Origin of the sequence: Streptomyces sp. NBC_00569, from assembly GCF_036345255.1 — a bacterium.
Taxonomy (GTDB): domain Bacteria; phylum Actinomycetota; class Actinomycetes; order Streptomycetales; family Streptomycetaceae; genus Streptomyces.
In genome coordinates this window covers 6,825,480-6,848,846 of record NZ_CP107783.1, presented here as the reverse complement: position 1 = coordinate 6,848,846, position 23,367 = coordinate 6,825,480, and the positions used below count along the sequence as shown (strand labels likewise).

The following is a 23,367-nucleotide window of genomic DNA, read 5'->3' as shown; positions in this document are numbered from 1 at the left end:
AACCCGCTGCCCGCGCGACGCCTGAACTCTCTGCCCCCGGAGGCACTACGTAATGACGCAGACGACCCAACGGCCGACCGCGCAACGCGGAATACGCGGAGTCGTCCCCGTACTCGCCTTCGCCGGTATCACCGTCGCGGTGATGCAGACGCTTCTCGTACCGGTCATCAAGGACCTCCCGGTCCTGCTCGGCACCGCCCCCTCCAACGCGACCTGGGTCATGACCTCGACCCTCCTCGCGGGCGCCGTCTCCACGCCGATCATGGGCCGCCTCGGCGACCTCTACGGCAAGCGCCGGATGCTGCTCACCAGCCTCGCGGTCATGGTCGTCGGCTCGCTCGTCGCGGGCTTCACCAGCGATCTCCTCGTGATGATCGTGGGACGCGCCCTCCAGGGCTTCGCCATGGGCGCCATCCCCCTCGGCATCGGCCTGATGCGCGACGAGCTGCCGCGCGAGAAGCTCGGGTCCGCGATGGCCCTGATGAGCTCCTCCATCGGCGTCGGCGGCGGACTCGCGCTCCCGCTGGCGGCCCTCGTGGCCCAGCACGCCGACTGGCACGCCCTCTTCTTCGGCGCGGCGGGCCTCGGCGTCGTCGCGATCCTGCTCACCCTCCTCTTCGTCCCGGAGAGCTCCGTCAAGGCCGAGGGCAGCTTCGACGTCCTCGGCGCGCTCGGCCTGTCCGCCGGGCTCGTCCTCTTCCTGCTGCCGATCACCAAGGGCAGCGACTGGGGCTGGACCGACCCGACGACGCTCGGCCTGTTCGGCGCGGCCTTCGTCGTGCTCGTGCTGTGGGGCGTGATGGAGCTGAAGCTCAAGGCCCCGCTCGTGGACCTGCGCACCACGGCCCGGCGCGAGGTGCTCCTCACCAACCTCGCCTCGATCATGGTCGGTGTCGCCTTCTACGCGATCTCGCTCGTCCTCCCGCAGCTCCTCCAGCTCCCGAAGGCGACCGGCTACGGCCTCGGCCAGTCGATGGTCGTCGCGGGCCTGTGCGTGGCGCCGCTCGGCCTCACGATGATGTTCACGGCCCCCGTGTACGCGCGCCTCTCGGCGAAGTACGGCCCGAAGATCACCCTGATCCTCGGCATGCTGATCATCGCGATCGGCTACGGCGCCGGCCTCGGCCTGATGAGCGCCGCCTGGCAGACCATCGTCATCTCGGTGGTCGTGGGCGCCGGCATCGGACTCGCGTACTCCTCACTGCCCGCCCTGATCATCGGCGCCGTCGACGCGTCCGAGACGGGTGCGGCCAACGGCCTCAACACCCTGATGCGGTCCATCGGCACCTCGGTGTCGAGCGCCGTGATCGGCATGGTCCTCGCCAACACGGCGAACCACGTCGGCGGCGCGGCCGTACCCACCATGCACGGCTTCCACATCTCGTTCCTCATCGCCACCGGCGCGGTCGCCATGGGCGTCCTGCTCGCCGTCTTCCTGCCGAGGCAGCGGCAGGCGACCAAGCCGCAGCTGCGCGCCAGCAGCGAGGAGGACGCGGCACTGGAGCGCGCCGAGGCGGTCCTCGGGGGATTCCGCGGGCAGGTCCTCGACGCGGCGGGCCTGCCCGTCGCCCGGGCCAAGGTCACGCTGATCGACCGGCGCGGCCGCCAGGCGGGCGCCGCGCTCACCGACCACGAGGGCCGTTACGCCCTGGAGGTCCCGGCCGGCGGCTCGTACGTGCTGGCCGCCACCGCCGCCGGGCACGCGCCGCGGGCCTCCGCTGCGACGCACCACGGCGAGGACCGGCCGGTCGACGTCGACCTGGCCCTGGAACTCATCGCACAGGAGAGTCGAACCGCGGCTCACAGCTGAGCAGTTCGGAGACATCGGAGCCGACCGGCAGCTCCTTCGGGGACGCGTCGCGGGTGAAGAGGCGGGCAGCACGCTCGCCCTGAACCGCGGCGCGTTCTCCGTTCACCCGCAGCCAGGACCCCTCACGCAGGCCGAGCACCGGCACGTCGTTCTCCTCGAGGAACTCGGTGAGACGCTCCTCGCGGGTCTCGCCCTTGTGCGTGGAGGCCGGGTCCGGGTCCAGGTAGTGCGGGTTGATCTGGAAGGGGACGAGGCCGAGCGCCTCGAACGACGGGGGCTGCACGATCGGCATGTCGTTGCTCGTGCGCAGGCTGGGCGCCGCCATGTTCGTGCCGGCGCTCGCGCCCATGTAGGGCAGGCCGCCGCCGACCGCCTTGATCAGGGCGTCGCGCAGGCCGGTGCGGTAGAGCGCGCTCAGCAGCCGGAAGGAGTTGCCGCCTCCGATGAACACGGCGTCGGCGGCGGCGAGTTCGGCCACCGGGTCGTCGCCCTCGTGCACACCGCGCACGCCGATCCCGGCACCTTCGAGCGCGCCCCGCACCCGGTCCGTGTACGTGTCGTGGTCCGCGAGGGCGTACGGCACGAACGCGAGCCGGGCCTTCGGGGGCAGGAAGCCGCTGACGGTGTCCAGGGCGTGCGCGAGGTAACCGCGGCCGTACTGGGTGGAGTTGGAGAGCAGCAGCAGATTCAAGGGAGTAACTCCTCAGGGGTGGCTCGGCACTTCAGGGCCGGGGGCAGGGCTGGAGGGCTTCAGGACATGGGACTTCAGGACCTGGGGACTTCAGGACTTCAGGACTTCAGGACTGCGGGCCGCGCGGCTTGCGCGTGCGCTGCGGGGGATGGGTGAGCCGCTTCTCCAGCAGGCTCGCCGCCTTGCGCAGGGCGTCGAGCCGGCCCTCGATCCCGTCGGCGAAGCGCTCCTTGGCGCCGCCGAGGCTGAGGCTGCCGTAGGGCTCGCGGCCCAGGAAGACCGGCACGGCGACCGTCGCGATCCCGGCGTCGTACTCGCCGACCGTCCAGGCGTATCCCTGGGCGCGCACCTGCACCAGCTCCCGCTCCAGCTCGTCCGGGTCGGTGACCGTGCGGTCGGTGAAGCGGGCCATGGGGCGGCCGCGGAAGAGCCGGTGACGCTGCTCGTCGGGCAGGAACGCGTAGAACGACTTGCTGGTGGCTCCGGCGTGCGCCGGATACAGCTCGCCGACCAGCGGGTAGTAGCGCAGCGGCCCCGACACGCCCTCGACGGCCGCGACGCAGCGCATGTGGAAGCTGTCCGGCAGACAGAACAGGACGGTGTCGCCCGTCGCCCGTCCCAGCTCCTCGAGGACGGGCGCGGCGAGCAGTTCGAGTGAGCCCGAGCGCTCCCACATCCGGCCGAGCCGCAGCACGGCGGGGCCCATCCGGTAGCGGCGCGTCGCCGGGTCGGAGACCAGGAAGCCGCGTCCGGCGAGCGTGGACAGGAGCCGCTGCGCCACCGAGGTGTCCCAGCCGAACTCCGCCGCGATCTCGGTCACGCCCCAGTCCGGCCGCGTCCGCTCGAAGGCGAGCAGCACGAGCAGGGCCCGGTCGACCGTCTGCAGCGCGCCGGTGGGCGTCCTGCGGTCCAGCGGGATCTCACTCATCGCCACACCTCTCAAGATCTGCGCATCTCAGCATGCAGACCTTAATTGCAGATAACGGGAAACAGTTGCCGACAACGCTAACCGATCCCGAATCTGCTGTCAGCACCACCCGACCTGGAGTGAGTGTCGGGAGCGAGAGAGGCCGCCCAATGCTGAAGTACGTCCTTGACGTCGTCGAACTCCTCGACGACCCGAACGCCGACGGCAAACGTGCCGTGGAGTACCTCGACTCGGTCGCGGGCCCTCAGGGCTCCGGCGCCGCGGTCACCACCGTCACCGGCGAGCGCGGCTCGACCGACTTCGTACTGGTACGGATCCCGGGCAGCTCGGGACGTACGAGCGGCGGTTCGGCCCGCACGCTCGGCGTGGTCGGCCGCCTCGGCGGCGTAGGCGCCCGGCCCGAGATGACGGGTCTGGTCTCCGACGCGGACGGCGCCGCCGCCGCGCTCGCCACCGCGGCCAAGCTGCTCGACATGCGCCGCAAGGGCGACGTGCTGCCGGGTGACGTCATCGTCGCCACGCACATCTGCCCGGACGCGCCGACCGCGCCGCACGACCCGGTCCCGTTCATGGACTCCCCGGTCGACATCGCCACGATGAACCGGCACGAGGTCACCGGCGAGATGGAGGCCGTGCTCTCCATCGACACCACCAAGGGCAACCGGATCATCAACCACAAGGGCCTGGCCCTGTCCCCCACCGTCAAGGAGGGGTGGGTGCTGCGGGTCAGCGAGGCGCTCGGCGAGCTGCTCGCGGTCGTCACGGGTGAGCCCTTGGTCACATACCCGGTGACCACCCAGGACATCACGCCGTACGGTAACGGTGCACATCACATCAATTCGATCCTCCAGCCGGCCACGGCGACGCCCGCTCCGGTCGTCGGCCTCGCGGTCACCTCGGCCGCCGCGGTCCCCGGCTGCCAGACCGGCGCGAGCCATGAGACCGACATCGCCAGTGCCGCACGCTTCGCCGTCGAGACGGCCAAGGCGTACGGGGGCGGCCGCCTCGACTTCCACGACGAGGCGGAGTTCGACAACCTCGTGAGCCGCTACGGCTCCCTGTCCCACCTTCAGACGCTCGGCCGTGAGAGCCGTGAGCCCCGGGAGTCCTCATGACCGCCACCACAGCCGAGAAGCCGGGCAAGAACCTGGGCAGCGACGACTACTCGCTCTCCCGCGTCCCGCGCGACCAGCGCCTCGGCTTCTGGACGATGCTGCTCCAGTGGCTCGCCCAGTCGGGATCCATTTCGCAGTTCACGCTGGGCGCCACCATCGGCGTCGGCATGACCTTCGGGAACGCGTTCCTTGCCTTCACGCTCGGCGCGGTCATCCTCGAAGTGGTGATCTTCGCGATCGGCCTGGCCGGTATGCGCGAGGGCCTCGCGACCCCGATGCTGACCCGCTGGATCGGCTTCGGCCGCAACGGCTCCGCCCTGGTCAGCTTCGTCATCGCCGTCAGCCTCGTCGGCTGGTTCGGCGTGCAGAACACGATCTTCGGCAACAGCGTGTCCGCGCTCGTCGGCGGCCCGTCGTGGGTGTGGTGCGTGGCCGCGGGTCTCGCCATCACGGTCCTGGTCATCTTCGGCTTCCGCTACATGGCGCTCTTCGCGAAGATCGTCACGCCGCTGTTCTTCGCCCTGGTCGCCTGGTCGGTCACGAACGCCCTGATGGACCACTCCATCGGCGACCTGATCAGCTCGCCGGCGCCGGGGCAGACGATCCCGCTCGCCGTCGCGGCCACCGCCATCGCGGGCGGCTACATGACCGGCGCGATCGTCTCCCCCGAGATGACCCGCTACAACCGCAAGGGCTCGCACGTCTTCCTGCAGAGCGCCTCGTCGATGATCCTCTCCGAGTACATCGTCGGCCTCACGGGCGTGCTGCTCGGCCACCTGGTGAAGTCCAGCGAGGTGTCGCACATCGTGCTCTCCACCTCGGGCGCCTTCGGTGTGATCGTGGTCCTGATGTCCACCGCGAAGATCAACGACTGGAACCTGTACGGCTCCTCGCTCGGTGTCGTCAACTTCTTCCAGGTCGTCTTCGGCAAGCGCCTGCACCGCGGCGCCGTCACCGTCGCGCTCGGCCTCGCGGGCACCCTGCTCTCGGCCGTCGGCATCATGACCCACTTCACCGAGTTCCTGTCCGTGCTCGGCGTCGCCATCCCGCCCATCGGCGGCATCATCGTGGCCGAGTACTGGGTCGTCCGGCGCATGCGCAAGCCGCTCGACGAGACCCGCGAGGCGGGGACACTGCCCGCGTCGTCGCCGACCTGGGTGCCCCTGTCGATCGTGATCTGGGTCGCCGCGTTCTGCGTCGGCAAGTACGTGACCGTCGGCATCCCGGCGCTCAACTCGCTCGCCACCGCCTTCCTCCTGTACTCCGTCCTCGGCCTCCTCGGCCTCGTGCGGCCGTACGGCACCTCCACCCTGGACGACGAGGACACCGTCCCCGCCGCCCCCGAAGCGACCCCCGTGGGAGCGGCATGAACACCCCCGGCGCCCTGACCCCCGCATCCGAAGAGGCCCAGGCCGAGGTCGTCGGACTGTGCGCGGAGCTGATCCGCTTCGACACGTCCAACCCGACGAGCGACGAGCGCGCCTGCGCCGACTGGGTCGTGGCCCGTCTCGCCGAGGCCGGCATCGACTCGACCCTCGTCGAGAGCGCGCCGGGCCGGGCGAACGTCATCGCCCGTATCCCCGGCGCGGACAGCACCCGCGGCGCCCTCCTCGTGCACGGCCACCTCGACGTCGTGCCCGCCGACGCCGCCGAGTGGCAGGTGCCGCCCTTCTCCGGCGAGATCCGCGACGGCTACCTGTGGGGCCGCGGCGCGATCGACATGAAGGACACGGTGGCCGTGATGCTGGCCACCGCCCGCCATTTCGCCCGCACCGGCACCCGCCCCTCGCGGGAGATCGTCCTCGCGTTCCTCGCCGACGAGGAGGCGGGCGGCACGTTCGGCGCGCACTGGCTCGTCGAGCACCACCCGGAGCTCTTCGCGGGCGTCACCGAGGCGATCGGCGAGGGCGGCGGATTCTCGTACGCGCTCGACGACACACAGCGCATCTACCCGATCGAGAACGCCCAGCGCGGCATGGCCTGGATGGAGCTCACGGCGACGGGCCGGGCCGGCCACGGCTCCTCCCCCAACGACGAGAACGCGGTCACGGACCTCTCCGAGTCCCTCACCCGCATCGGCCGCCACACGTTCCCGATCCGCCTCATCGAGCCCGTACGGGCGCTGCTGGCGGAGGCCGCCGAACTCAAGGGCGTGAAGATCGACTTCGAGGCCGACGACCTCGACGCCGAGCTCGCCAAGCTGGGACCGGTCGCCGACTTCATGCAGGTGGTGCTCCGCAACTCCGCGAACCCCACCATGTTCACCGCCGGCTACCAGACGAACGTCATCCCCGGTAAGGCCACCGCCCGCGTCGACGGCCGCTTCCTGCCCGGCCACGAGCAGGAACTCGTCGACACCATCGACGAGTTGCTCCTGCCGTCCGTGCGGCGCGAGTGGGTCAACCACGACATCGCCATGGAGACGACGTTCGACGGCCCGCTCGTCGACGCCATGTGTGAGGCCGTGCGCGCCGAGGACCCCGACGGCCACCCGGTCCCGTACTGCAACCCGGGCGGCACCGACGCCAAGGCCTTCACCAAGCTGGACATCCGCTGCTTCGGCTTCAAGGGCCTCAAGCTGCCGCACGACCTGGACTACGGCCGCCTCTTCCACGGCGTGGACGAGCGCGTCCCGCTGGAGGGTCTGCGGTTCGGCGTCCGCGTCATGACCCGTCTCTGGCAGAGCTGCTGACCCGCGGCTCCCCCGATCGCCCCTGACCCGGGCTCACCCCCCGTACGCCCCCGCCGCACCCAGCGACGGGGGCGTACGGCAGCATGGGCGGCCTTGTACACATGCCTAGGACAGGGGAACCCATGAGCGCGGCGCCCAAGCCGGAGATCCTCGCCGCCTTCGAGGCCGCCAAGGGGTTCATGCCTCTCGGCGAAGGGCTGGCGCTCTACGCGGCCGCCGCCGAGGCCGCCACGCTCGGGCTCCCGCTCCTGGAGGTCGGCACGTACTGCGGGCGCTCCACGATCCTGCTCGCCGACGCGGCCCGCCAGGCCGGGGTGAGCGCGCTCACCGTGGACCACCACCGCGGCAGCGAGGAGCAGCAGCCGGGCTGGGACTACCACGACCCGGAGACCGTCGACCCGGTCGTCGGCCGCATGGACACCCTCCCCACGTTCCGGCGCACGCTGCACGCGGCCGGCCTGGAGGACCACGTCATCGCCCTGGTGGGCCGCTCCCCGCAGGTCGCCGCCGTCTGGGGCGGCCCGCTCGGCCTCGTCTTCATCGACGGCGGCCACACCGACGAGCACGCCACGGCCGACTACGAGGGCTGGGCACCGCACGTCGCCGAGGGCGGCCTCCTCCTCATCCACGACGTGTTCCCGGTCAAGATCGACGAGTGGACGGGCCAGGCCCCGTACCGCGTCTACCTCAGAGCTCTGGAATCCGGCGCGTTCACCGAGGTCTCGGCCACGGACTCCCTCCGCGTCCTGCGCCGGACAGGCCCCGGGATCTGACGGGAGCCGGTGTCCGAGCCCCGGTCACCGGCTCCGACCGTTAGGCTCACCCACGTGTCATACGTAGGTCCGGACAGCGACGGTTTCATCGACGGCGACGGGGACGGCCCCCGGCGGCCGCGCCGGTTCAGCGGCGGTCCGCTGACCGTGACGCTCGCCGCGCTCGTTCCGACGGCTCTCGCCGGGTGGCTGATCTGGCAGGTGGCGGGCGGCCCGGGCGAGAACGAGCCCGCGAAGACGCTGCCCGCCGCGAGCCAGTCGTCGACGGCGGGGGCGGACACGACGTCCCCCTCCCCGTCGAAGTCCGACGACGGCAAGAAGGGCGACGGGTCGCCGAGCGCCACCCCCTCGAAGTCGAAGGCGCCCGCCTCCTCCTCGAAGCCCGCCGGATCCGGCCCCCTCAAGGGCAAGGTCGTCGTCATCGACCCGGGTCACAATCCGGGCAACTTCCGGCACACCACGGAGATCAACCGGCTCGTCGACATCGGGACGAACCGCAAGGAGTGCGATACGACGGGCACGTCGACCAACGCCGGTTACACCGAGGCCCAGTTCACCCTCGACGTCTCGCGCCGGCTGCGCACCCTGCTCCAACAGCAGGGCGCCACCGTCGAGTTGACCCAGAACGGCGACCGCTCCTGGGGCCCGTGCGTGGACGAGCGCGCCCGGATCGGCAACAAGGCCCACGCGGACGCGGTGATCTCCGTGCACGCCGACGGCTCCGCGGCGGGCAACCGCGGCTTCCATGTGATCCTTCCCGCATCCGTGAAGTCCGGTTCCGCCGACACCACGGCGATCGCCGGCCCCTCGCGCGACCTCGGCGAGCGCGTCGCGGGCAACTTCCTGCGCGCCACGGGCTCGGCCCCCTCGAACTACATCGGCGGGGGCACCGGCCTCGACGTGCGCAAGGACCTGGGAGGCCTCAACCTCTCCACCCGGCCGAAGGTGTTCATCGAGTGCGGCAACATGCGCGACGCGAAGGACGCGGCCCTGCTGACGAGCGGCGCGTGGCGGCAGAAGGCGGCGCAGGGGATGTCTGACGGAATCGTGAGTTTCCTGCGCGGATAGTTCTCACCCTGCGGATCGCGGCAGACACCCCCGCCGCGCGGACGATAGTGTCTCCCTACGATGGGGCCACCCCCGCGCTTCGCACGGCACAGCAGCGACAGCGACGCCTCCGCCGACGACCGGACGACTGACGAAGGACCGACCTGAAGTGAATATCCGCTCGCTCACTCGAGGCGACGGCGTGGTGATCGGAGCAGCGGTGTTGCTGTTCATCGCCTCGTTCCTCGACATCTATTCGCTCGACGGGATCTCCAGCAGCGCAGACCTCCCGAACGCGTGGGGAAGCGCACCACTCCTGTTCAGCGTCTTCCTCGCGGGCATCATCGCCGCGGTGCTGATCGTCGTCGCCCGGGGGCTGCCCACCGTGCCGAAGGTCGCCGGTCTCGACCTCGGCCAGTTCGGCATCGCGCTCGCCGTCTTCTCCGCGTGGAGCGCGCTCGGGAACATCTTCGACCCGGCCGGTGGCTTCAACAACACCGGCGGCACCTCGGACGGCGGAATCGACGCCGGCACCGGCGCCATCCTCGGCCTGATCGCCGCTCTCGTGCTCGCGGGTGCCGCCGTCGCCACGCCGCTCGTGCCCGCGCTGAAGGGTGCCCTCATCGGCGCCCCTCGTCCGCAGGCCCCGCAGCCGTACGGCGCGCAGCCCGCCGGCGGCTACGGCTACCCGGGCGCCCAGCAGCCGGGCCAGCCCTACGGCGCGCAGCCCGGCCAGCCTTACGGTGCCACCGCCCAGCCGCAGCAGCAGGCGGCGCCCGCGCCGCAGGCCGCGCAGGCCCCGGCCGGTGACTTCTCGCCGTTCTGGTTCGCGGTGCCGGTGCCGCGTCCGCTGTACGCCGAGGACGGCTCCCCGACGCCGATCGCCGAGCTGGCGCCCGGTACGTGGTACCTGGCCGTCGAGCAGCGCGGCCCCGGCCTGGTCGCCCAGACGCAGGACGGCCGTCGCGGCGTCCTCCAGGACACGACGGGGATCCAGCGCGGCTGACGTCGCCCGGCCTTTCCGTCACGGCCCCTCACCCGTCTTCCGGGTGGGGGGCCGTTGTCGTACAGTCGCCCCCCGAACCACGAACTGACACGACGTCAGAAATGGGAGCGGTCATGCGACTCGGACTCGCGCTCGGCTACTGGGGCCGCGGTCCCGATCCGCGCCACCTCGAACTCGCCCAGGAGGCCGAGCGGTTGGGCTACGACTCGGTGTGGACCGCCGAGTCCTGGGGCAGCGACGCGTTCACGCCCCTGACGTGGATCGCGGCGCACACCTCGCGCATCCGCCTGGGTACGGCGATCGCACAGATGGCGGCCCGCTCCCCCACGACGACGGCGATGCACGCGCTCACCCTCGACCATCTGTCCGGCGGCCGCATGATGCTGGGGCTCGGCCTGTCGGGGCCGCAGGTGGTGGAGGGCTGGTACGGGCGGCCGTTCCCGAGGTCGCCGCTCACGGCGACCCGCGAGTACGTGGACGTGGTGCGGCAGGTCCTGCGGCGCGAGGGCCCGGTCGAGGTGGCCGGCCGCTTCCACGCGCACCCGTACCGCGGCGAGGACGCCACCGGCCTCGGCAAGCCGCTGAAGCCGATCACGCACCCCCTGCGCGCCGACCTGCCGATCCTGCTCGGCGCCGAGGGCCCGAAGAACATCGCGCAGACGACTCGCATCGCGGACGGCTGGCTCCCGCTGTACTGGTCTCCGACGCGCACGGACGCGTACGAGGCCTCCCTCACCGACCTCCCCGAGGACTTCGTGATCGCACCCATGGCCCGGGTCACGCTCTGCGACGACGTAGCCGAGGGGCTGCTGCCGGTGAAGGCGATGCTGGGCTTCTACATCGGCGGCATGGGCCACGCGAAGCGCAACTTCCACGCGGACCTGATGGCGCGCATGGGGTACGCGGACGAGGCCCGCCGGGTCCAGGAACTCTTCCTCGCGGGACGGCGCGAGGAGGCCGTGCTGGCCGTGCCGGACGCCTTCGCCGACGAGATCTCGCTGGTCGGCCCGCGCGGACGCATCGCCGAACGGCTGGAGCTGTGGCGCAAGGGCCCGGTCACCGACCTGCTCGTCCTGGCCCCGGACCCGCACACACTGCGGGTCCTGGCCGAGCTCAACTCGTAGCCCGAGGAGCCGGGTTGGAGGGCGGACGCTAGGAGCCCGAGGACAGTTCCTTGGCCGACGGCACCTTGTCCTTGACCTCGGCGCCCGCGCTCTTGCCCGCGTCCTTCACCGAGTTGATGACATCGTCGAAGGAGTTGACGGCGGCGCCGTCGCCCTTGCGCAGCTTGGACGGCAGGTCCTTCAGCTTGTCGATGCCCGCCGTGAGCGGCGCGACGGCCTTGGAGAGGAGCGGGTCGCCCTTCGCGTTCTTCACGGCCGCCTTCAGCCTGTTGTACGCGAACGCGCCCGCGACACCCGCCTTGACGAGGGCGAGCTTCCGCCCGTGGGCGCCCTTCTTGAACTTGCCCTTGCGGTACGGCTTGATGATCCACTGGTAGGTCGCGCCGGCCGCGAGCCCCGCGTTGGCGACGAAGCGCGTCTTGGCGAACTTCTGCTTCTCGGCGGAGGTGGTGGGGGTCGGTTCCGCCACATCCGCGGCCACGGTCGCCGACTTCTTGGGCTTCGTCGTGTCGTTGCCGCTGCACGCCGTCCCGCCCACGAGGAGCGCGGCGCTGACGGTGAGCGCCACGACAGCGCGGCGTATGGGCAGGGTGGAACCGGTCACGACAAACCTCCAGGGCACGGTGCTTCTGCTCCCTGGCAGCGTCCCCCGGCCCCTACCGCTGCGCGACCCGGGCGAGCCCGTACGGGTTTCACCCGCCGTGGAGCGGTAACCAGTGCTTCATGTCTCCCAGCCAAGCAACGCGAGGCACCAACCAAGCCGCGACGATCGTCATGGTCGTCGCAGACATCCTGGCCGCCATCCTCGGCCTGTGGATCCTGATGTACCTGCTGGAAGCCAACCGCGGCAACGATCTCGTGCAGTTCATCCACGACGCCGCCCTGTGGCTCGCCGGCTGGTCGCACGACCTGTTCACGTTCGACGACGAATGGGCGCGGGTGGTCGCCGGCTACGGCCTGGCGGCGCTGGTGTACCTGTTCGTCGGGCACTTCGTCGCCGGCCGGCTGCGCCGCTACTGAGCGGGGCTCTCCTCGCAGCAGTCCGGTTCGAACCCCGCCGGGAGGCGGCCGCCGAACACCGAGCAGGTGGCCTCGTCGCCGCCGAGCGCGGCGACGGCGAGCAGCACCGACCCGGCCGTCCACGCGGTCAGTTCCCTCGGCCAGACGGCCCGGTCGTCGAAGACGTAGCCGGTCCAGTACAGGCCCGACTCCGGGTCGCGCAGGTGCTGGATCGACTGGAGGATCTCCAGAGCGCGGTCGGACTCGCCCACCGCCCACAGGGCGAGGGCGAGTTCGGCGCTCTCGCCGCCGGTGACCCACGGGTTGGGGACGACGCAGCGCACGCCGAGTCCGGGGACGACGAAACGGTCCCAGGACGCCTGGATGCGCTCCTCGGCCTCCGAGCCGGTGAGGGCGCCGCCGAGGACGGGGTAGTACCAGTCCATCGAGTAGCGGTCCTTGTCGAGGAACCGCTCGGGGTGGCGGCGGATCGCGTGCCGCAGGCTGCCGGCCGCCAACTCCCAGTCGGGCTGGGGCTCTTCGCGCTGTTCGGCGATCGCGAGGGCGCAGCGCAGCGCGTGGTGCACGGACGAACTGCCGGTCAGGAGCGCCTCGTCGACGGGCGTCCCGTCCGGCTCGCGCTTCCAGCCGATCTGTCCGCCCGGCTGCTGGAGCCGCAGCACGAACTCCATGGCCGCGTACACGGTGGGCCACATCCGGTCGAGGAAGGCGTCGTCGCCCGTGGAGAGGTAGTGGTGCCAGGCGCCCACGGCGACGTAGGCGACGAAATTGCTCTCGCGGCCGTGGTCGGTGACGTCACCGGCGTCCCCGTCGGCGTAGGCCGCGTACCAGGAGCCGTCCTCGTTCTGATGGCGGGCGAGCCAGGTGTAGGCGCGTTCGGCGGCGTCGTGCTCGCCGGCCACGTCGAGGGCCATCGCGGCCTCCGTGTGGTCCCACGGGTCGAGGTGATGGCCACGGAACCAGGGTATGGCGCCGTCCTCGCGCTGCACGGCGAGGAGTCCGCGGACGGTCGCGGCGGCCTGCTCGGCGGTCAGTACACCGGGCAGGACGAGGTGTTCGGTCTTCTCCGGGCTCGTCACGCCTCGGCCTTGGGCAGGTGCGGCTTGGTGGCGTAGGCGACGAAGCTCTTGCCGACGACCGGGTTGAGCAGCTGCTCGGTGACGCGGGTGAGCGCCGGCTTCTTCATGATGTCCCAGACCAGGAGCTTGTGGTACGCCCGCACGGGCAGCGCCTTGTCGTTGTCGACGCCGAAGGCGCACTTGAGCCACCAGTACGGCGAGTGCAGGGCGTGCGCGTGATGGGTGCCGTACGGCTTGAGGCCCGCCTCGCGCATCTTGGCGAGGAGTTCGTCCGCCTTGTAGATGCGGATGTGGCCACCCTCGACCTCGTGGTAGGCGTCGCTGAGGGTCCAGCAGACCTTCTCGGGGCCGTAGCGGGGCACGGTCACGGCGATGCGGCCGCCCGGCTTGAGGACACGGACCATCTCGGCGAGCACGCCCTTGTCGTCGGGGATGTGCTCCATCACCTCGGAGATGATCACGACGTCGAACGAGGCGTCCGGGAAGGGGAGGTTGAGGGCGTCGCCCTCCATGGCGGTGGCCGTGGCGCCCGCGGGGGCCTCACCGGCCTCCTTCATCGCGGCGAACCACTTGGCGACCTCGCGGATCTCCTCGCCGTTCTGGTCGAGGGCGACCACCTGGGCCCCGCGCCGGTAGCACTCGAACGCGTGCCGCCCGGCTCCGCAGCCGAGGTCGAGTACGCGGTCGCCTGCGGCGAGCGGGAAGCGGGTGAAGTCGACGGTCAGCACGTGGCCCTGCTTTCGCGGTCGGATCCTGCACGTTCGAGGGGGGTGGTGGCCGCGGCGCCGATGGTCCGGGCCGCCGGGCGGGCGATGGACTCGCGGTAGAGCTCGGCGGTGCCGAGCGCCGCGCGGGCCCAGGTGAAGTTCCCGAGGACGCGTTCGCGTCCGGCGGCGCCGAGCCGCGCCCGCAGCTGCGGGTCGTCCAGGAGTCTGCCGAGCGCGGTGGCCAGCGCGCCCGCGTCGCCGGTGGGCACCGCGAGGCAGGTCTCACCGTCGGGCCCGGCGACCTCGGGGATCGCTCCGCCGGTGGTGGCGACCAGGGGGGTGCCGGTGGCCATGGCCTCCGCCGCGGGCAGCGAGAAGCCCTCGTACAGGGAGGGCACGCAGGCGACCTCCGCCGACCGTACGAGGTCGACGAGTTCGGCGTCGGTGATGCCCTTGACGAAGGAGACGGCGCCCTCGAGACCGTACTTCTCTATGGTCGCGGCGACGGGCCCGTCCTCGGCGCGCTTGCCGACGACGACGAGGTGGGCGGCCGGGTTCTCGGTGCGGACCTTGGCGAGGGCCTCGACGAGGAAGACGAGCCCCTTGAGGGGGACGTCGGCGCTGGATGTCGTCACGATGCGGCCGGGCACCTCGGCGACCGAGGGGTCCGGCGAGAAGAGGTCGGTGTCCGCGCCGATGTGCACGACGCGGATCCGGTCCTGGCGTACGCCGAGGTGGTCGACGATCTCCTGGCGCGAGGTCCCGGAGACGGTGAGCACGGACGGCAGGCGGCGGGCGACACGCTTCTGCATCCGCGTGAACGCGTACCAGCGGCGTACGGAGGCGCGCCGCTTCCAGTCGGGCGCCGCGTCGATCTCCAGCTGCCGGTCGACGGTGATGGGGTGGTGGATCGTGGTGACGAGGGGGGCGCCGAGCGCGGCGGGCCCGCCCAACAGGCCGTAGCCCAGCGTCTGGTTGTCGTGCACGACGTCGAACTCGCCGCGCCGCGCCCTCAGATGGCGCCGGGCGCGCAGCGAGAACGTGAGGGGTTCGGGGAAGCCGCCGGTCCACATGGTGCCGACCTCGAGCGCGTCCACCCAGTCGCGGTACTCGTCGCGCTTGGGGGTGCGGAACGGGTCGGGGCTGCGGTACAGGTCGAGGCTGGGCAGCTCGGTGAGCCTGAGCCCCTCCAGGTCCTCGCCCTCGTCGAGGACGGGGTAGGGCTGCGAGCCGATGACCTCGACGTGGTGCCCGAGCCGGGCGAGTTCGCGGGACAGATGGCGTACGTAGACGCCCTGTCCGCCGCAGAACGGGTTCCCCTTGTACGTAAGGAGAGCGATGCGCAACGGACGGTCACCGTCGGCGGAGGAACCGGCCCGGGGGCCCGCCTCCATGGCCTCAGCGGTCACTCGTGGCCCCCTTCTCGCGGCACGTTCACGCGAGACTACGCGTGGGCGGTAATCTAGAACAAGTTTCAGAGTTGCCGGCCCCTTGATCCTTCAAGGAGCACAGAATCTACCGGCAGGTAGCCTCGCCGCAACGCTCGGATCAGGTGATTCGCGCCACGACGGAGCCCCGGCTCCCCTGCCATGATGAGCCTCTCGAAAGCACCGGATTACGGCTTGACAGCCACGGAACGGGACACATGACAGCGGAAGCGAAGACAGCACATCCGGCGTCGCCGCCCCTCACCGAGCGCCAGGAGGCGCGCCGCCGCCGCATCCTGCACGCGAGCGCCCAGCTGGCCAGCCGCGGCGGCTTCGACGCCGTGCAGATGCGCGAGGTCGCCGAGTCCTCACAGGTCGCTCTCGGCACGCTGTACCGGTACTTCCCGTCCAAGGTGCATCTCCTCGTGGCCACGATGCAGGACCAGCTCCAGCACATGCACGCGACGGTCCGCAAGCGCCCGCCCTCGTCCGACCTGCCCTCGGAGCGGGTCGCGGAGACCCTGATGCGGGCCTTCCGCGCGCTCCAGCGCGAGCCGCACCTCGCCGACGCGATGGTGCGCGCCCTCACCTTCGCCGACCGCAGCGTGAGCCCCGAGGTCGACCAGGTCTCCCGGCAGACGACGGCGATCATCCTGGACGCGATGAAGCTGGACGACCCGACGCCGCAGCAGCTCTCCGCGGTCCGCGTCATCGAGCACACCTGGCACTCGGCGCTCATCACCTGGCTGTCGGGGCGCGCGTCGATCGCGCAGGTGAAGATAGACATCGAGACGGTGTGCCGGCTGATCGACCTCACCACGCCGGACGCCCGGAAGTAGGCGGCCCCGCGAAGTACCGTGCCCCGGGGCGGCGAGCGGCGCCGGGGCACAGGAGCGGGCACAGAAAAGACCTACGAGACGGGTTCCCTGCGCCGGCATGATCCGGATCAGGTGGTGGAGGTCGCCTTCCGGCTCTGCTACTGCCTTCCGGCCTCTCAGCCCTACCGTCGACGTCGGCCACGGCGGATGCGTTTGCGTCACGCCACAGTCGGCTACTCCGGTTGGACTCCCTCACTCGCCTCATAGGCCAATACCAGAATAGACCGCCTGTGTCGTGATGCAACCCTTCAAAGGGGACTTTTCTTCAGTCTTCCGGAGGAAAGACCGGCTCCCCGCTGCCCAGCAGCGTGATCATGACGGCTTCCACCGGGCAGCCCTCCGCCGCCGCCAGGACCTTCTCGTTGGCGTCGGCCTCCGCCTCGAGGGGCCGGGACTGCCTGCCGGAGTCGAGACGGAAGGCGTCCGGGGCGTGGTGAACGCATTGCGCCGAGCCGATGCAGACACCCCGGTCGACCTCGACGTGCCAGCGGTCCCCCATCACGCCTCCCAGCCGGCCGGCAGATGGATCATCTTGTGCTCCAGGAAGGCGCTGTACCCTTCGGGCCCGAACTCCCGGCCGAGACCGGAGTTCTTGTAGCCGCCGAACGGGCCGAGCATGTCGAGGCTGAAGGTGTTCACGCTGTACGTGCCGGTGCGCACCTGCCGCGCGACGTCGATACCGTGCGCGACGTCGGCCGTCCACACGCTGCCGCTGAGCCCGTAGTCGGAATCGTTGGCGATCTTCAGCGCCTCGGCCTCGTCGCCGTACGGGAGCAGGCAGATGACCGGGCCGAAGATCTCCTCGCGGGCGACGCGCATCGAGTTGTCGACGTCGCCGAAGAGGGTCGGCTCCACGTAACAGCCGCGGTCGAGCCCGGCGGGACGGCCGCCGCCGGTGAGGATCTTGGCGCCTTCCTCCTGGCCGATGCGGATGTAGTCGAGGGAGCGGCGCTGCTGGCGCTCGGCGACCAGCGGGCCGACCTGGGTCGCCGGGTCGAGCGGGTCGCCGACGACGAGTGCGGCCGCCGCCTCCGTGAGGGCTCCGGCGAACTCGTCGTAGCGCGAGCGGGGCAGGAGGATGCGGGTCTGGGCCACGCAGGCCTGGCCGTTGTTCATCCAGGCGGACTGGACGAGGCCGGGGACGGTCGTCGCGAGGTCCGCGTCAGGCAGGACGACGGCCGCCGACTTGCCGCCGAGTTCGAGGGTGACGTGGGTGAGGTTGCGCGAGGCGACCTCCATGACACGCCGGCCCGCGGCCACGGATCCGGTGAAGGAGACCTTGTCGACGCCGGGGTGCCCGACCAGGTACTCGCTGACCTCGCGGTCCGCGGGAAGGATGGACAGGACCCCGTCCGGCAGCCCCGCCTCCTTCGCGATCTCGCCGAGCAGATACGCGTCGAGCGGCGATTCCGGCGACGGCTTGAGGACGACGGTGCAGCCGGCGAGCAGCGCGGGCGCGAGCTTGGCCGCGGCCACGAACTGCGGGACGTTCCAGGGGACCACGGCCGCCACGACGCCGACCGGCTCGCGCCGCACGAGGATCTTCCCGAGCGCGCCGTCGCGCGTCTCCTCGTACGTGAAGTTCTTCGCGACGGTGATCGCGGAGTCCCACACCATCATCGCGCCGAGGGCCTGCGCGAGGACGCTCCACGAGTACGGGGAGCCGTTCTCCGAGGAGATGAGGCGGGCGATCTCCTCGTGCCGTACGGCGATCGCGTCCTTGATCCGGGTGACGACCGCGATCCGCTCGTCGAGCGGGAGCCGCGGCCAGGGGCCCTCGTCGAAGGCCCTGCGGGCGGCGGCGACCGCGCGGTCGACATCGGCGGGCGCGGCGTGCGGCACGCGCCCGAAGACCTCGCCGGTGTGCGGGGAGATCACCTCGATGACGTCCGTGCCGGACGGCTGCGTCAACTCCCCGCCGATGTAGAGCTGTCCGTGCTCCACGAACTCGTGCTCAAGCCGTTCCCCATGCCCGGTCATGACCGACCGCCTCTCGCGGGACGTTTTCTGACACTGCATCAGAACCTACGGAAACTGATACCAGTTCCAGTTCCAGGAGTCCACGGATCGGCGGGGCGACCGTCGCTCAACAAGTCGACCCGGGCGACCATTGGAACAAGTTCTATTACAGTGGCGGGAGTTCGAGGTCGTCGTACGAGAGGTGGGGCCCGATGACGCAGGTGACCGACCATGGTGGAGGCGTCCGGTCCCTTCGGGTGCCCATCCCCGACAATCCGCTCGGCTTCACCCTGGTCCACCTCCTCGACACCGACCGCGGGCCCGTCCTCATCGACACGGGCTGGGACGACCCCGAGTCGTGGGGCGCGCTCACCGAGGGCCTCACCGCCTGCGGCACGAGCGTCGGCGAGGTGACGGGGGTGCTGATCACCCATCACCACCCCGACCACCACGGCCTGTCGGCCAAGGTGCGCGAGGCGTCCGGCGCCTGGATCGCCATGCACGAGGCGGACGTCTCCGTCGTGCGCCGCACCCGCGAGAACCCGCCGGAGCGCTGGTACGCGTTCATGGCCGCCAAGCTCGCCGCGGCCGGCGCCCCCGAGGAGCACATGGCGCCGCTGATCGCCGCCCGCGACTCGGGCAGGGCCCGCAGCCTCCCGGGCCTCGCCCCCGCGCTCCCCGACCGCACCATCACCCCCGGCGACCTGCTCGACCTGCCGGGCCGCCGCCTGCGCGCGATCTGGACGCCCGGCCACACCCCGGGCCATGTCTGCCTGCACCTGGAGGAGGACCACCCCGCCGGGCTCGCGGGCAACGGCCGCCTCTTCTCCGGCGACCACCTGCTCCCCGGGATCACCCCGCACATCGGCCTCTACGAGGACCCGGACGACGCCACGGTCACGGATCCGCTCGGCGACTACCTGGACTCACTGGAGCGCGTCGGCCGTCTGGCCCCCGCCGAGGTGCTCCCGGCCCACCAGCACACGTTCACCGACGCCCCCGCCCGCGTACGGGAGCTGCTCGACCACCACGAGGAGCGCCTCACCGGCCTGCTCACCCTGCTCGCCACCCCGCTCACCCCCTGGCAGCTCGCCGAGCGGATGGAGTGGAACCGGCCCTGGGAACAGATCCCCTACGGCTCGCGCACCATCGCGGTCTCGGAGGCCGAGGCGCACTTGCGCCGGCTGGTGAAACTGGGCCGCGCGGAGGCCGTCCCCGGGAGCGACCCGGTGACTTATGCGCCGGTCTGACCTACGCACTTGACCCGCGCTTTACCGGCGTTGCGCGATCTTTACCGGGCGTACGAAACAGCCTGCCCGGCGGGCCTTCCGCCGCATGGTCCGAGCGTGGCAACAGGCGTAATGTCTGGCATCTCAGAACTGGACCGACGAGGGGGCGGCCACCGATGGCGCCGGACGAGGCCGTGGTCGGCTGTACGGGGAAGCTGGTCATCGCCACGCGCGGAGCCGAGGGCCCGGGCGAGGTACTGGTGCGGGTGCGGGGCGGCAGCGAGACGTTTCTCGCGTGGTCCGACGAACCCCTGGAACGCGGGGCGACGGTCCTGGTGATCGAGTCCCGCGGCACCCGCCAGGTCGTCGTCATGGCCTGGAGCGATCCGTCGCTCGACGAATGAGCCGACGGCTCCGGCGACACGGGGGACGCCCGCTAAGGAGACTGAAGGATGTTCGGATATCGCGTTCCCGCTCCCGACGAGGCGATGCTGATCTCGGGTGGCAGGCGGGGACTTGGGGGAGCGCCGTTCCGGGTCGTGACGGGCCACGGAAAATTCGTCCTGCCTATCTTCCGCAAGACCCGCTTTCTGTCCTTGGCCATGTCCGAGGCCGAGGTCGTCGAGAAGTGCGTGACCCGGCAGGGCATCGCCCTGACCGTGCGCGCCGTCATCGCGTTCAAGGTCGGCAACGACACGGAGTCCATCGTCAACGCCGGCCAGCGGTTCCTGTCCGACCAGGATCAGATGTCGGTCCTGACCGGCCGGATCTTCGCCGGTCACCTGCGCTCCATCATCGGCTCGATGACGGTCGAGGAGATCGTCACCGAGCGGCAGAAGCTCGCCGCCGAGGTGCTCGACACCTCGAAGGCCGAGATGGCGAAGATCGGGCTGATCGTGGACTCGCTCCAGATCCAGTCCATCGACGACGGCAACACCGGCTACATCGACGCGATGTCCGCCCCGCACAAGGCGGCCATCCAGCGGCAGGCCCAGATCGCGCAGGCGCAGGCCACCCAGGCCTCGACCCAGGCGCAGCAGGAGGCCCAGCGCAACCAGGCCGAGTACGCGCGGCAGACCGCCGTCGTCCAGGCCGAGTACAAGGCCGAGGTGGACCGCGCGCAGGCGGCGGCCGCCCAGGCCGGGCCGCTGGCCCAGGCGCACGCCGAGCAGGAGGTCCTCGCGGCGCGCACCGAACTGGCCGAGCGGGCCGCCGAACTGCGCCAGCAGCAGTTGGTGGCCGAGGTCGTGAAGCCCGCGGAGGCGGACGCCGAGCGGATCCGCGTGATGGCCATCGCCGAGGCCGAGCGGATGAAGATCCAGGCCGCGGCGGCGGCGTCGTACGACCGGGTCGCGCTCGACCGGATGCTGATCGACCAGCTGCCGCAGATCGTGAAGGAGGCGGCCGGCGGCCTCAAGGGCGCCAACGTGAACGTGCTCAACGGCGCGGACGGCCTCGGTGAGATCGCGGCCGGACTCGTCGGCCAGGGTCTGACCATCCTGGACTCGGTCCGTCGCAACCTGGGCGGACCGGACGGCGACGCCAAGAAGAGCGGCGGCGAGATGGAGATCCAGCGGTACCTGGGGGCGGCGTCGAGCCCGGTGGACGGCCGCGACGGCGACGACGGGCCGGTCGACATCCGCTGAACCCTGTCGCCGCCGGCAGGCGCACTCGTCCCGGAGGGCCGGGGCAGGCTTCGGCCCGCCCCGGCCCTCCGGGCGCCCCGGGGGAGGCCGGCTACGGGCCGGTACAGTGGGCGGGTCGTCATCATGCGCGCTCGGGGGGAAGCCGGTGCGAATCCGGCGCTGACCCCGCAACCGTGAACCACGCAGGTGGTGAGCCGGACTGCCCCGTGCGGCGCGTGACCGGCTCGTGTCATCGGCCCCCGCCGGTGGCCGGCACCGTCGAGGCATACGGAGCCGGAGCCGCCCGGTGCCCGCGTGTGCCGTGCCGCCCGGCTCCCCGCAGGGAGAGGCACCCGCCCCACCATGAACATTCGCCGCAGCGCCGCGCTCGTGGCGGCCACCGCCGTCATCGGCATGGCCACCGCCCCGGCCGCCCTCGCGGACGACTCCGCGCCCTCCGCGTCCCCTTCGGTGGCGATCCCCTCCGGGCTCTACGGGAAGGCCGACCCGACGTACGACGGTGTCTGGCGGCAGTCGCTCTCGCTGCTCGCCCAGCACACGACCGGTGTGAAGCCCGCGGCGAAGGCCGTGGACTGGCTGACCGGGCAGCAGTGCGCGAACGGCGGGTTCGCCGCGTTCCGCGCCGACACGGGCAAGGCGTGCGACGCCAAGACGCCTGTCGACTCCAACAGCACGGGCGCCGCGGTGCAGGCGCTCGCCGCGCTCGGCGGGCACGACGCCGAGGTCGGCAAGGCCGTGAAGTGGCTGGAGTCGGTGCGGGGCGACGACGGCGGCTGGGGCTACAACCCGGGCGGCGCGAGTGACGCGAACTCCACGTCCGTGGTGATCGGCGCGCTCGCCGCGGCGGGCGAGAAGGTGACGTCGGCGCAGGCCGCGCTCGTCAAGCTGTCCATCGCGTGCGGCAAGGACGGCGGGGGCGCGTTCGCGTACCAGCCGGACAAGAAGGGGAAGCTCGCGGCCAATGCGGACGCGACTGCGGCCGGTGTGCTCGGCGGGCTCGGCAAGGGCCTCGCCGCGGACGGCACGAAGCAGGCCGGGGCCCCGTCCTGCAAGGGCTCGGGCACCCCCGACGCGGCGCAGGCCGCGCAGAACGGCTCCGCCTACCTGACCGAGGCGCTGGCCAAGGACCACCACCTCATGTCGTCGATGCCGGGCGCCAAGGACCAGCCGGACTACGGCAACACGGCCGACGCGGTCACAGCGCTCTCGGCCGCGGGCCACGGCGACCAGGCCGCCCCCGCGCTGAGCTGGCTGGAGAAGAACGCCACGCAGTGGGCCTCCCAGAGCGGTCCCGCCGCCTACGCCCAGCTCGTCCTCGCCTCGCACGCGGCCGGCGCCGATCCCCGTGACTTCGGCGGCACCGACCTCGTGAAGGCCCTGAACGCGACCGGTCCCGCGCCCTCCTCCACGAAGGCCGCGGCCGAAGGGAAGAAGGACGAGAAGAAGGACGACGGCGGCATCAGCGTCTGGTACGTCGTCGCCGTCGCGGCCGTCGCCGGCATCGGCATCGGCTTCCTGTTCAGCGGCCGCAAGAAGCAGCAGCTGTGACCAGGTGCCGCCGCCGCGGTCCGGCCGTCACCGTCCTCGGACTGCTGGGCGTGCTGTGCGCGCTCCTCGCGGGGGCGGGCCAGGCGCAGGCCACCGGCTATCGCTACTGGTCGTTCTGGGACCGCGACGGCTCCGCGTGGGCGTACGCCTCGCAGGGCCCGTCGACGGCCCGCCCGTCGGACGGCGACGTCCAGGGGTTCCGGTTCTCCGTGAGCGAGGACTCGCAGGACTCGGCGAAGCCGCGCGGTGCCGCGTCCTTCGACTCCATCTGCGCGGCCACTCCGGCACGGGACGGCGAGAAGCGGGTCGCGCTCGTCATCGACTTCGGCACGGCGCAGGACGCGCCGTCCGGTGAGACGCCGCCGAAGCCGCGGACGGCGTGTGCGCGCGTCGCGGACGACGCGACCAGCGCGGAGGCGCTCGCCGCCGTCGCCAAGCCGCTGCGCTACAACAACCAGGCTCTGCTGTGCTCCATCGCCGGCTACCCGAAGACGGGCTGCGGCGAGCAGGTGTCCTCTTCCAAGGACACGGAGTCCAAGGGCACGGAGTCCCAGGACACCGGGAAGGACAGCGCGGCGGCGTCCGACGGCGGGGGTGGCCCCTCCGTCGGCCTGATCGCGGGCGGCGCCGTCGTCGTCGTGCTCGGCGCGGCCGCGGTCTGGCAGGCCCGCCGCCGGCGCGGCTGACG

23 protein-coding genes and 1 riboswitch are annotated in these 23,367 nt (G+C 71.5%); of the genes, 15 read left to right on the top strand and 8 right to left on the bottom strand.

The genetic code is table 11. The features are described from left to right. Nucleotides 1-52: 52 nt before the first annotated feature. Nucleotides 53-1,810 (top strand): MFS transporter, encoded by a 1,758-nt coding sequence (locus OHO83_RS30775; RefSeq protein WP_266670031.1) that lies wholly within the window; start codon nt 53-55, stop codon nt 1,808-1,810. Here OHO83_RS30775 and pepE read toward each other — a convergent pair. Continuing rightward, nucleotides 1,773-2,501: a dipeptidase PepE gene (gene pepE / locus OHO83_RS30770; protein WP_266670032.1), complete on the bottom strand. Its 729-nt coding sequence runs from the start codon at nt 2,499-2,501 to the stop codon at nt 1,773-1,775. The genes OHO83_RS30775 and pepE overlap by 38 nt on opposite strands. 106 nt (nt 2,502-2,607) lie before the next feature. Then, nucleotides 2,608-3,429: an IclR family transcriptional regulator gene (locus OHO83_RS30765; protein WP_266670033.1), complete on the bottom strand. Its 822-nt coding sequence runs from the start codon at nt 3,427-3,429 to the stop codon at nt 2,608-2,610. Nucleotides 3,430-3,578: 149 nt separating this feature from the next. Between OHO83_RS30765 and OHO83_RS30760 the strand changes: the two genes are divergently transcribed. The 7 genes from OHO83_RS30760 to OHO83_RS30730 all read left to right on the top strand — a co-directional run bounded on the left by OHO83_RS30760 (nt 3,579) and on the right by OHO83_RS30730 (nt 11,186). Beyond that, nucleotides 3,579-4,544, top strand: a complete 966-nt coding sequence (locus OHO83_RS30760) for a DUF1177 domain-containing protein (protein ID WP_266670034.1) — start codon at nt 3,579-3,581, stop codon at nt 4,542-4,544. Then, nucleotides 4,541-5,914 (top strand): cytosine permease, encoded by a 1,374-nt coding sequence (locus OHO83_RS30755; protein ID WP_266670035.1) that lies wholly within the window; start codon nt 4,541-4,543, stop codon nt 5,912-5,914. Before OHO83_RS30760 ends, OHO83_RS30755 begins: the two co-directional genes overlap by 4 nt. Further along, a complete protein-coding gene (locus tag OHO83_RS30750) occupies nt 5,911-7,236 on the top strand; it encodes a M20/M25/M40 family metallo-hydrolase (RefSeq protein ID WP_329435450.1) in 1,326 nt (441 codons plus the stop codon). The genes OHO83_RS30755 and OHO83_RS30750 overlap by 4 nt, the downstream gene beginning before the upstream one ends. Before the next feature lie 122 nt (nt 7,237-7,358). After that, nucleotides 7,359-8,009: a class I SAM-dependent methyltransferase gene (locus OHO83_RS30745; protein ID WP_116502337.1), complete on the top strand. Its 651-nt coding sequence runs from the start codon at nt 7,359-7,361 to the stop codon at nt 8,007-8,009. A gap of 54 nt (nt 8,010-8,063) precedes the next feature. Next, on the top strand, nt 8,064-9,077 hold the full coding sequence (locus OHO83_RS30740; protein ID WP_266670037.1) for an N-acetylmuramoyl-L-alanine amidase: 1,014 nt from the start codon (nt 8,064-8,066) through the stop codon (nt 9,075-9,077). Nucleotides 9,078-9,225: 148 nt separating this feature from the next. Beyond that, a complete protein-coding gene (locus OHO83_RS30735; RefSeq protein WP_266670038.1) occupies nt 9,226-10,062 on the top strand; it encodes a hypothetical protein in 837 nt (278 codons plus the stop codon). 113 nt (nt 10,063-10,175) lie between these two features. Further along, on the top strand, nt 10,176-11,186 hold the full coding sequence (locus OHO83_RS30730) for an LLM class F420-dependent oxidoreductase (RefSeq protein WP_330280036.1): 1,011 nt from the start codon (nt 10,176-10,178) through the stop codon (nt 11,184-11,186). A 28-nt stretch (nt 11,187-11,214) separates the two neighbouring features. Here the strand turns inward: OHO83_RS30730 and OHO83_RS30725 are convergent, their stop codons facing one another. Further along, entirely contained in the window at nt 11,215-11,790 is a 576-nt protein-coding gene (locus tag OHO83_RS30725) for a hypothetical protein (protein ID WP_266670040.1), read from the bottom strand. A gap of 119 nt (nt 11,791-11,909) precedes the next feature. On the opposite strand from OHO83_RS30725, the gene OHO83_RS30720 reads away from it, so the two are divergent. Further along, nucleotides 11,910-12,206 carry a hypothetical protein gene (locus tag OHO83_RS30720; protein ID WP_266564765.1) on the top strand — a complete coding sequence of 99 codons (297 nt, stop codon included), beginning with the start codon at nt 11,910-11,912 and terminating at the stop codon, nt 12,204-12,206. Here OHO83_RS30720 and OHO83_RS30715 read toward each other — a convergent pair. The 3 genes from OHO83_RS30715 to OHO83_RS30705 are packed head-to-tail and all read right to left on the bottom strand — an operon-like array spanning nt 12,200 to nt 15,401. After that, a complete protein-coding gene (locus OHO83_RS30715) occupies nt 12,200-13,285 on the bottom strand; it encodes a prenyltransferase/squalene oxidase repeat-containing protein (RefSeq protein WP_266670041.1) in 1,086 nt (361 codons plus the stop codon). The two genes, OHO83_RS30720 and OHO83_RS30715, sit on opposite strands and share 7 nt — an antisense overlap. Further along, nucleotides 13,282-14,013: a class I SAM-dependent methyltransferase gene (locus OHO83_RS30710; RefSeq protein WP_266564762.1), complete on the bottom strand. Its 732-nt coding sequence runs from the start codon at nt 14,011-14,013 to the stop codon at nt 13,282-13,284. Before OHO83_RS30710 ends, OHO83_RS30715 begins: the two co-directional genes overlap by 4 nt. Continuing rightward, nucleotides 14,007-15,401, bottom strand: a complete 1,395-nt coding sequence (locus OHO83_RS30705) for a glycosyltransferase family 4 protein (protein ID WP_266670043.1) — start codon at nt 15,399-15,401, stop codon at nt 14,007-14,009. Before OHO83_RS30705 ends, OHO83_RS30710 begins: the two co-directional genes overlap by 7 nt. A gap of 236 nt (nt 15,402-15,637) precedes the next feature. Here OHO83_RS30705 and OHO83_RS30700 point away from each other — a divergent pair, with 236 nt between their 5' ends. Further along, on the top strand, nt 15,638-16,258 hold the full coding sequence (locus OHO83_RS30700; RefSeq protein ID WP_266670045.1) for a TetR family transcriptional regulator: 621 nt from the start codon (nt 15,638-15,640) through the stop codon (nt 16,256-16,258). A gap of 304 nt (nt 16,259-16,562) precedes the next feature. On the opposite strand, the gene OHO83_RS30695 is transcribed toward OHO83_RS30700, so the two are convergent. Both OHO83_RS30695 and OHO83_RS30690 read right to left on the bottom strand, forming a co-directional pair. Continuing rightward, entirely contained in the window at nt 16,563-16,796 is a 234-nt protein-coding gene (locus tag OHO83_RS30695; protein WP_266670047.1) for a ferredoxin, read from the bottom strand. Next, nucleotides 16,796-18,277: an aldehyde dehydrogenase gene (locus OHO83_RS30690; protein ID WP_330280035.1), complete on the bottom strand. Its 1,482-nt coding sequence runs from the start codon at nt 18,275-18,277 to the stop codon at nt 16,796-16,798. The genes OHO83_RS30695 and OHO83_RS30690 overlap by 1 nt, the downstream gene beginning before the upstream one ends. A 191-nt stretch (nt 18,278-18,468) precedes the next feature. Here OHO83_RS30690 and OHO83_RS30685 point away from each other — a divergent pair, with 191 nt between their 5' ends. From OHO83_RS30685 to OHO83_RS30665, 5 genes are all read left to right on the top strand, one after another. Beyond that, nucleotides 18,469-19,506 carry an MBL fold metallo-hydrolase gene (locus OHO83_RS30685; RefSeq protein ID WP_329435440.1) on the top strand — a complete coding sequence of 346 codons (1,038 nt, stop codon included), beginning with the start codon at nt 18,469-18,471 and terminating at the stop codon, nt 19,504-19,506. Between the two features lie 155 nt (nt 19,507-19,661). After that, nucleotides 19,662-19,889, top strand: coding sequence for a hypothetical protein (locus OHO83_RS30680; RefSeq protein ID WP_266740325.1), 228 nt, complete (start codon nt 19,662-19,664; stop codon nt 19,887-19,889). A 48-nt stretch (nt 19,890-19,937) separates the two neighbouring features. Continuing rightward, nucleotides 19,938-21,131, top strand: coding sequence for an SPFH domain-containing protein (locus OHO83_RS30675; protein WP_330280034.1), 1,194 nt, complete (start codon nt 19,938-19,940; stop codon nt 21,129-21,131). Nucleotides 21,132-21,268: 137 nt separating this feature from the next. Continuing rightward, a riboswitch (cobalamin riboswitch) is annotated at nt 21,269-21,327 on the top strand. 146 nt (nt 21,328-21,473) lie between these two features. After that, entirely contained in the window at nt 21,474-22,679 is a 1,206-nt protein-coding gene (locus tag OHO83_RS30670) for a prenyltransferase/squalene oxidase repeat-containing protein (RefSeq protein ID WP_330280033.1), read from the top strand. Further along, on the top strand, nt 22,676-23,365 hold the full coding sequence (locus OHO83_RS30665) for an SCO2322 family protein (RefSeq protein ID WP_389567536.1): 690 nt from the start codon (nt 22,676-22,678) through the stop codon (nt 23,363-23,365). The genes OHO83_RS30670 and OHO83_RS30665 overlap by 4 nt, the downstream gene beginning before the upstream one ends. Nucleotides 23,366-23,367 lie beyond the last annotated feature (2 nt).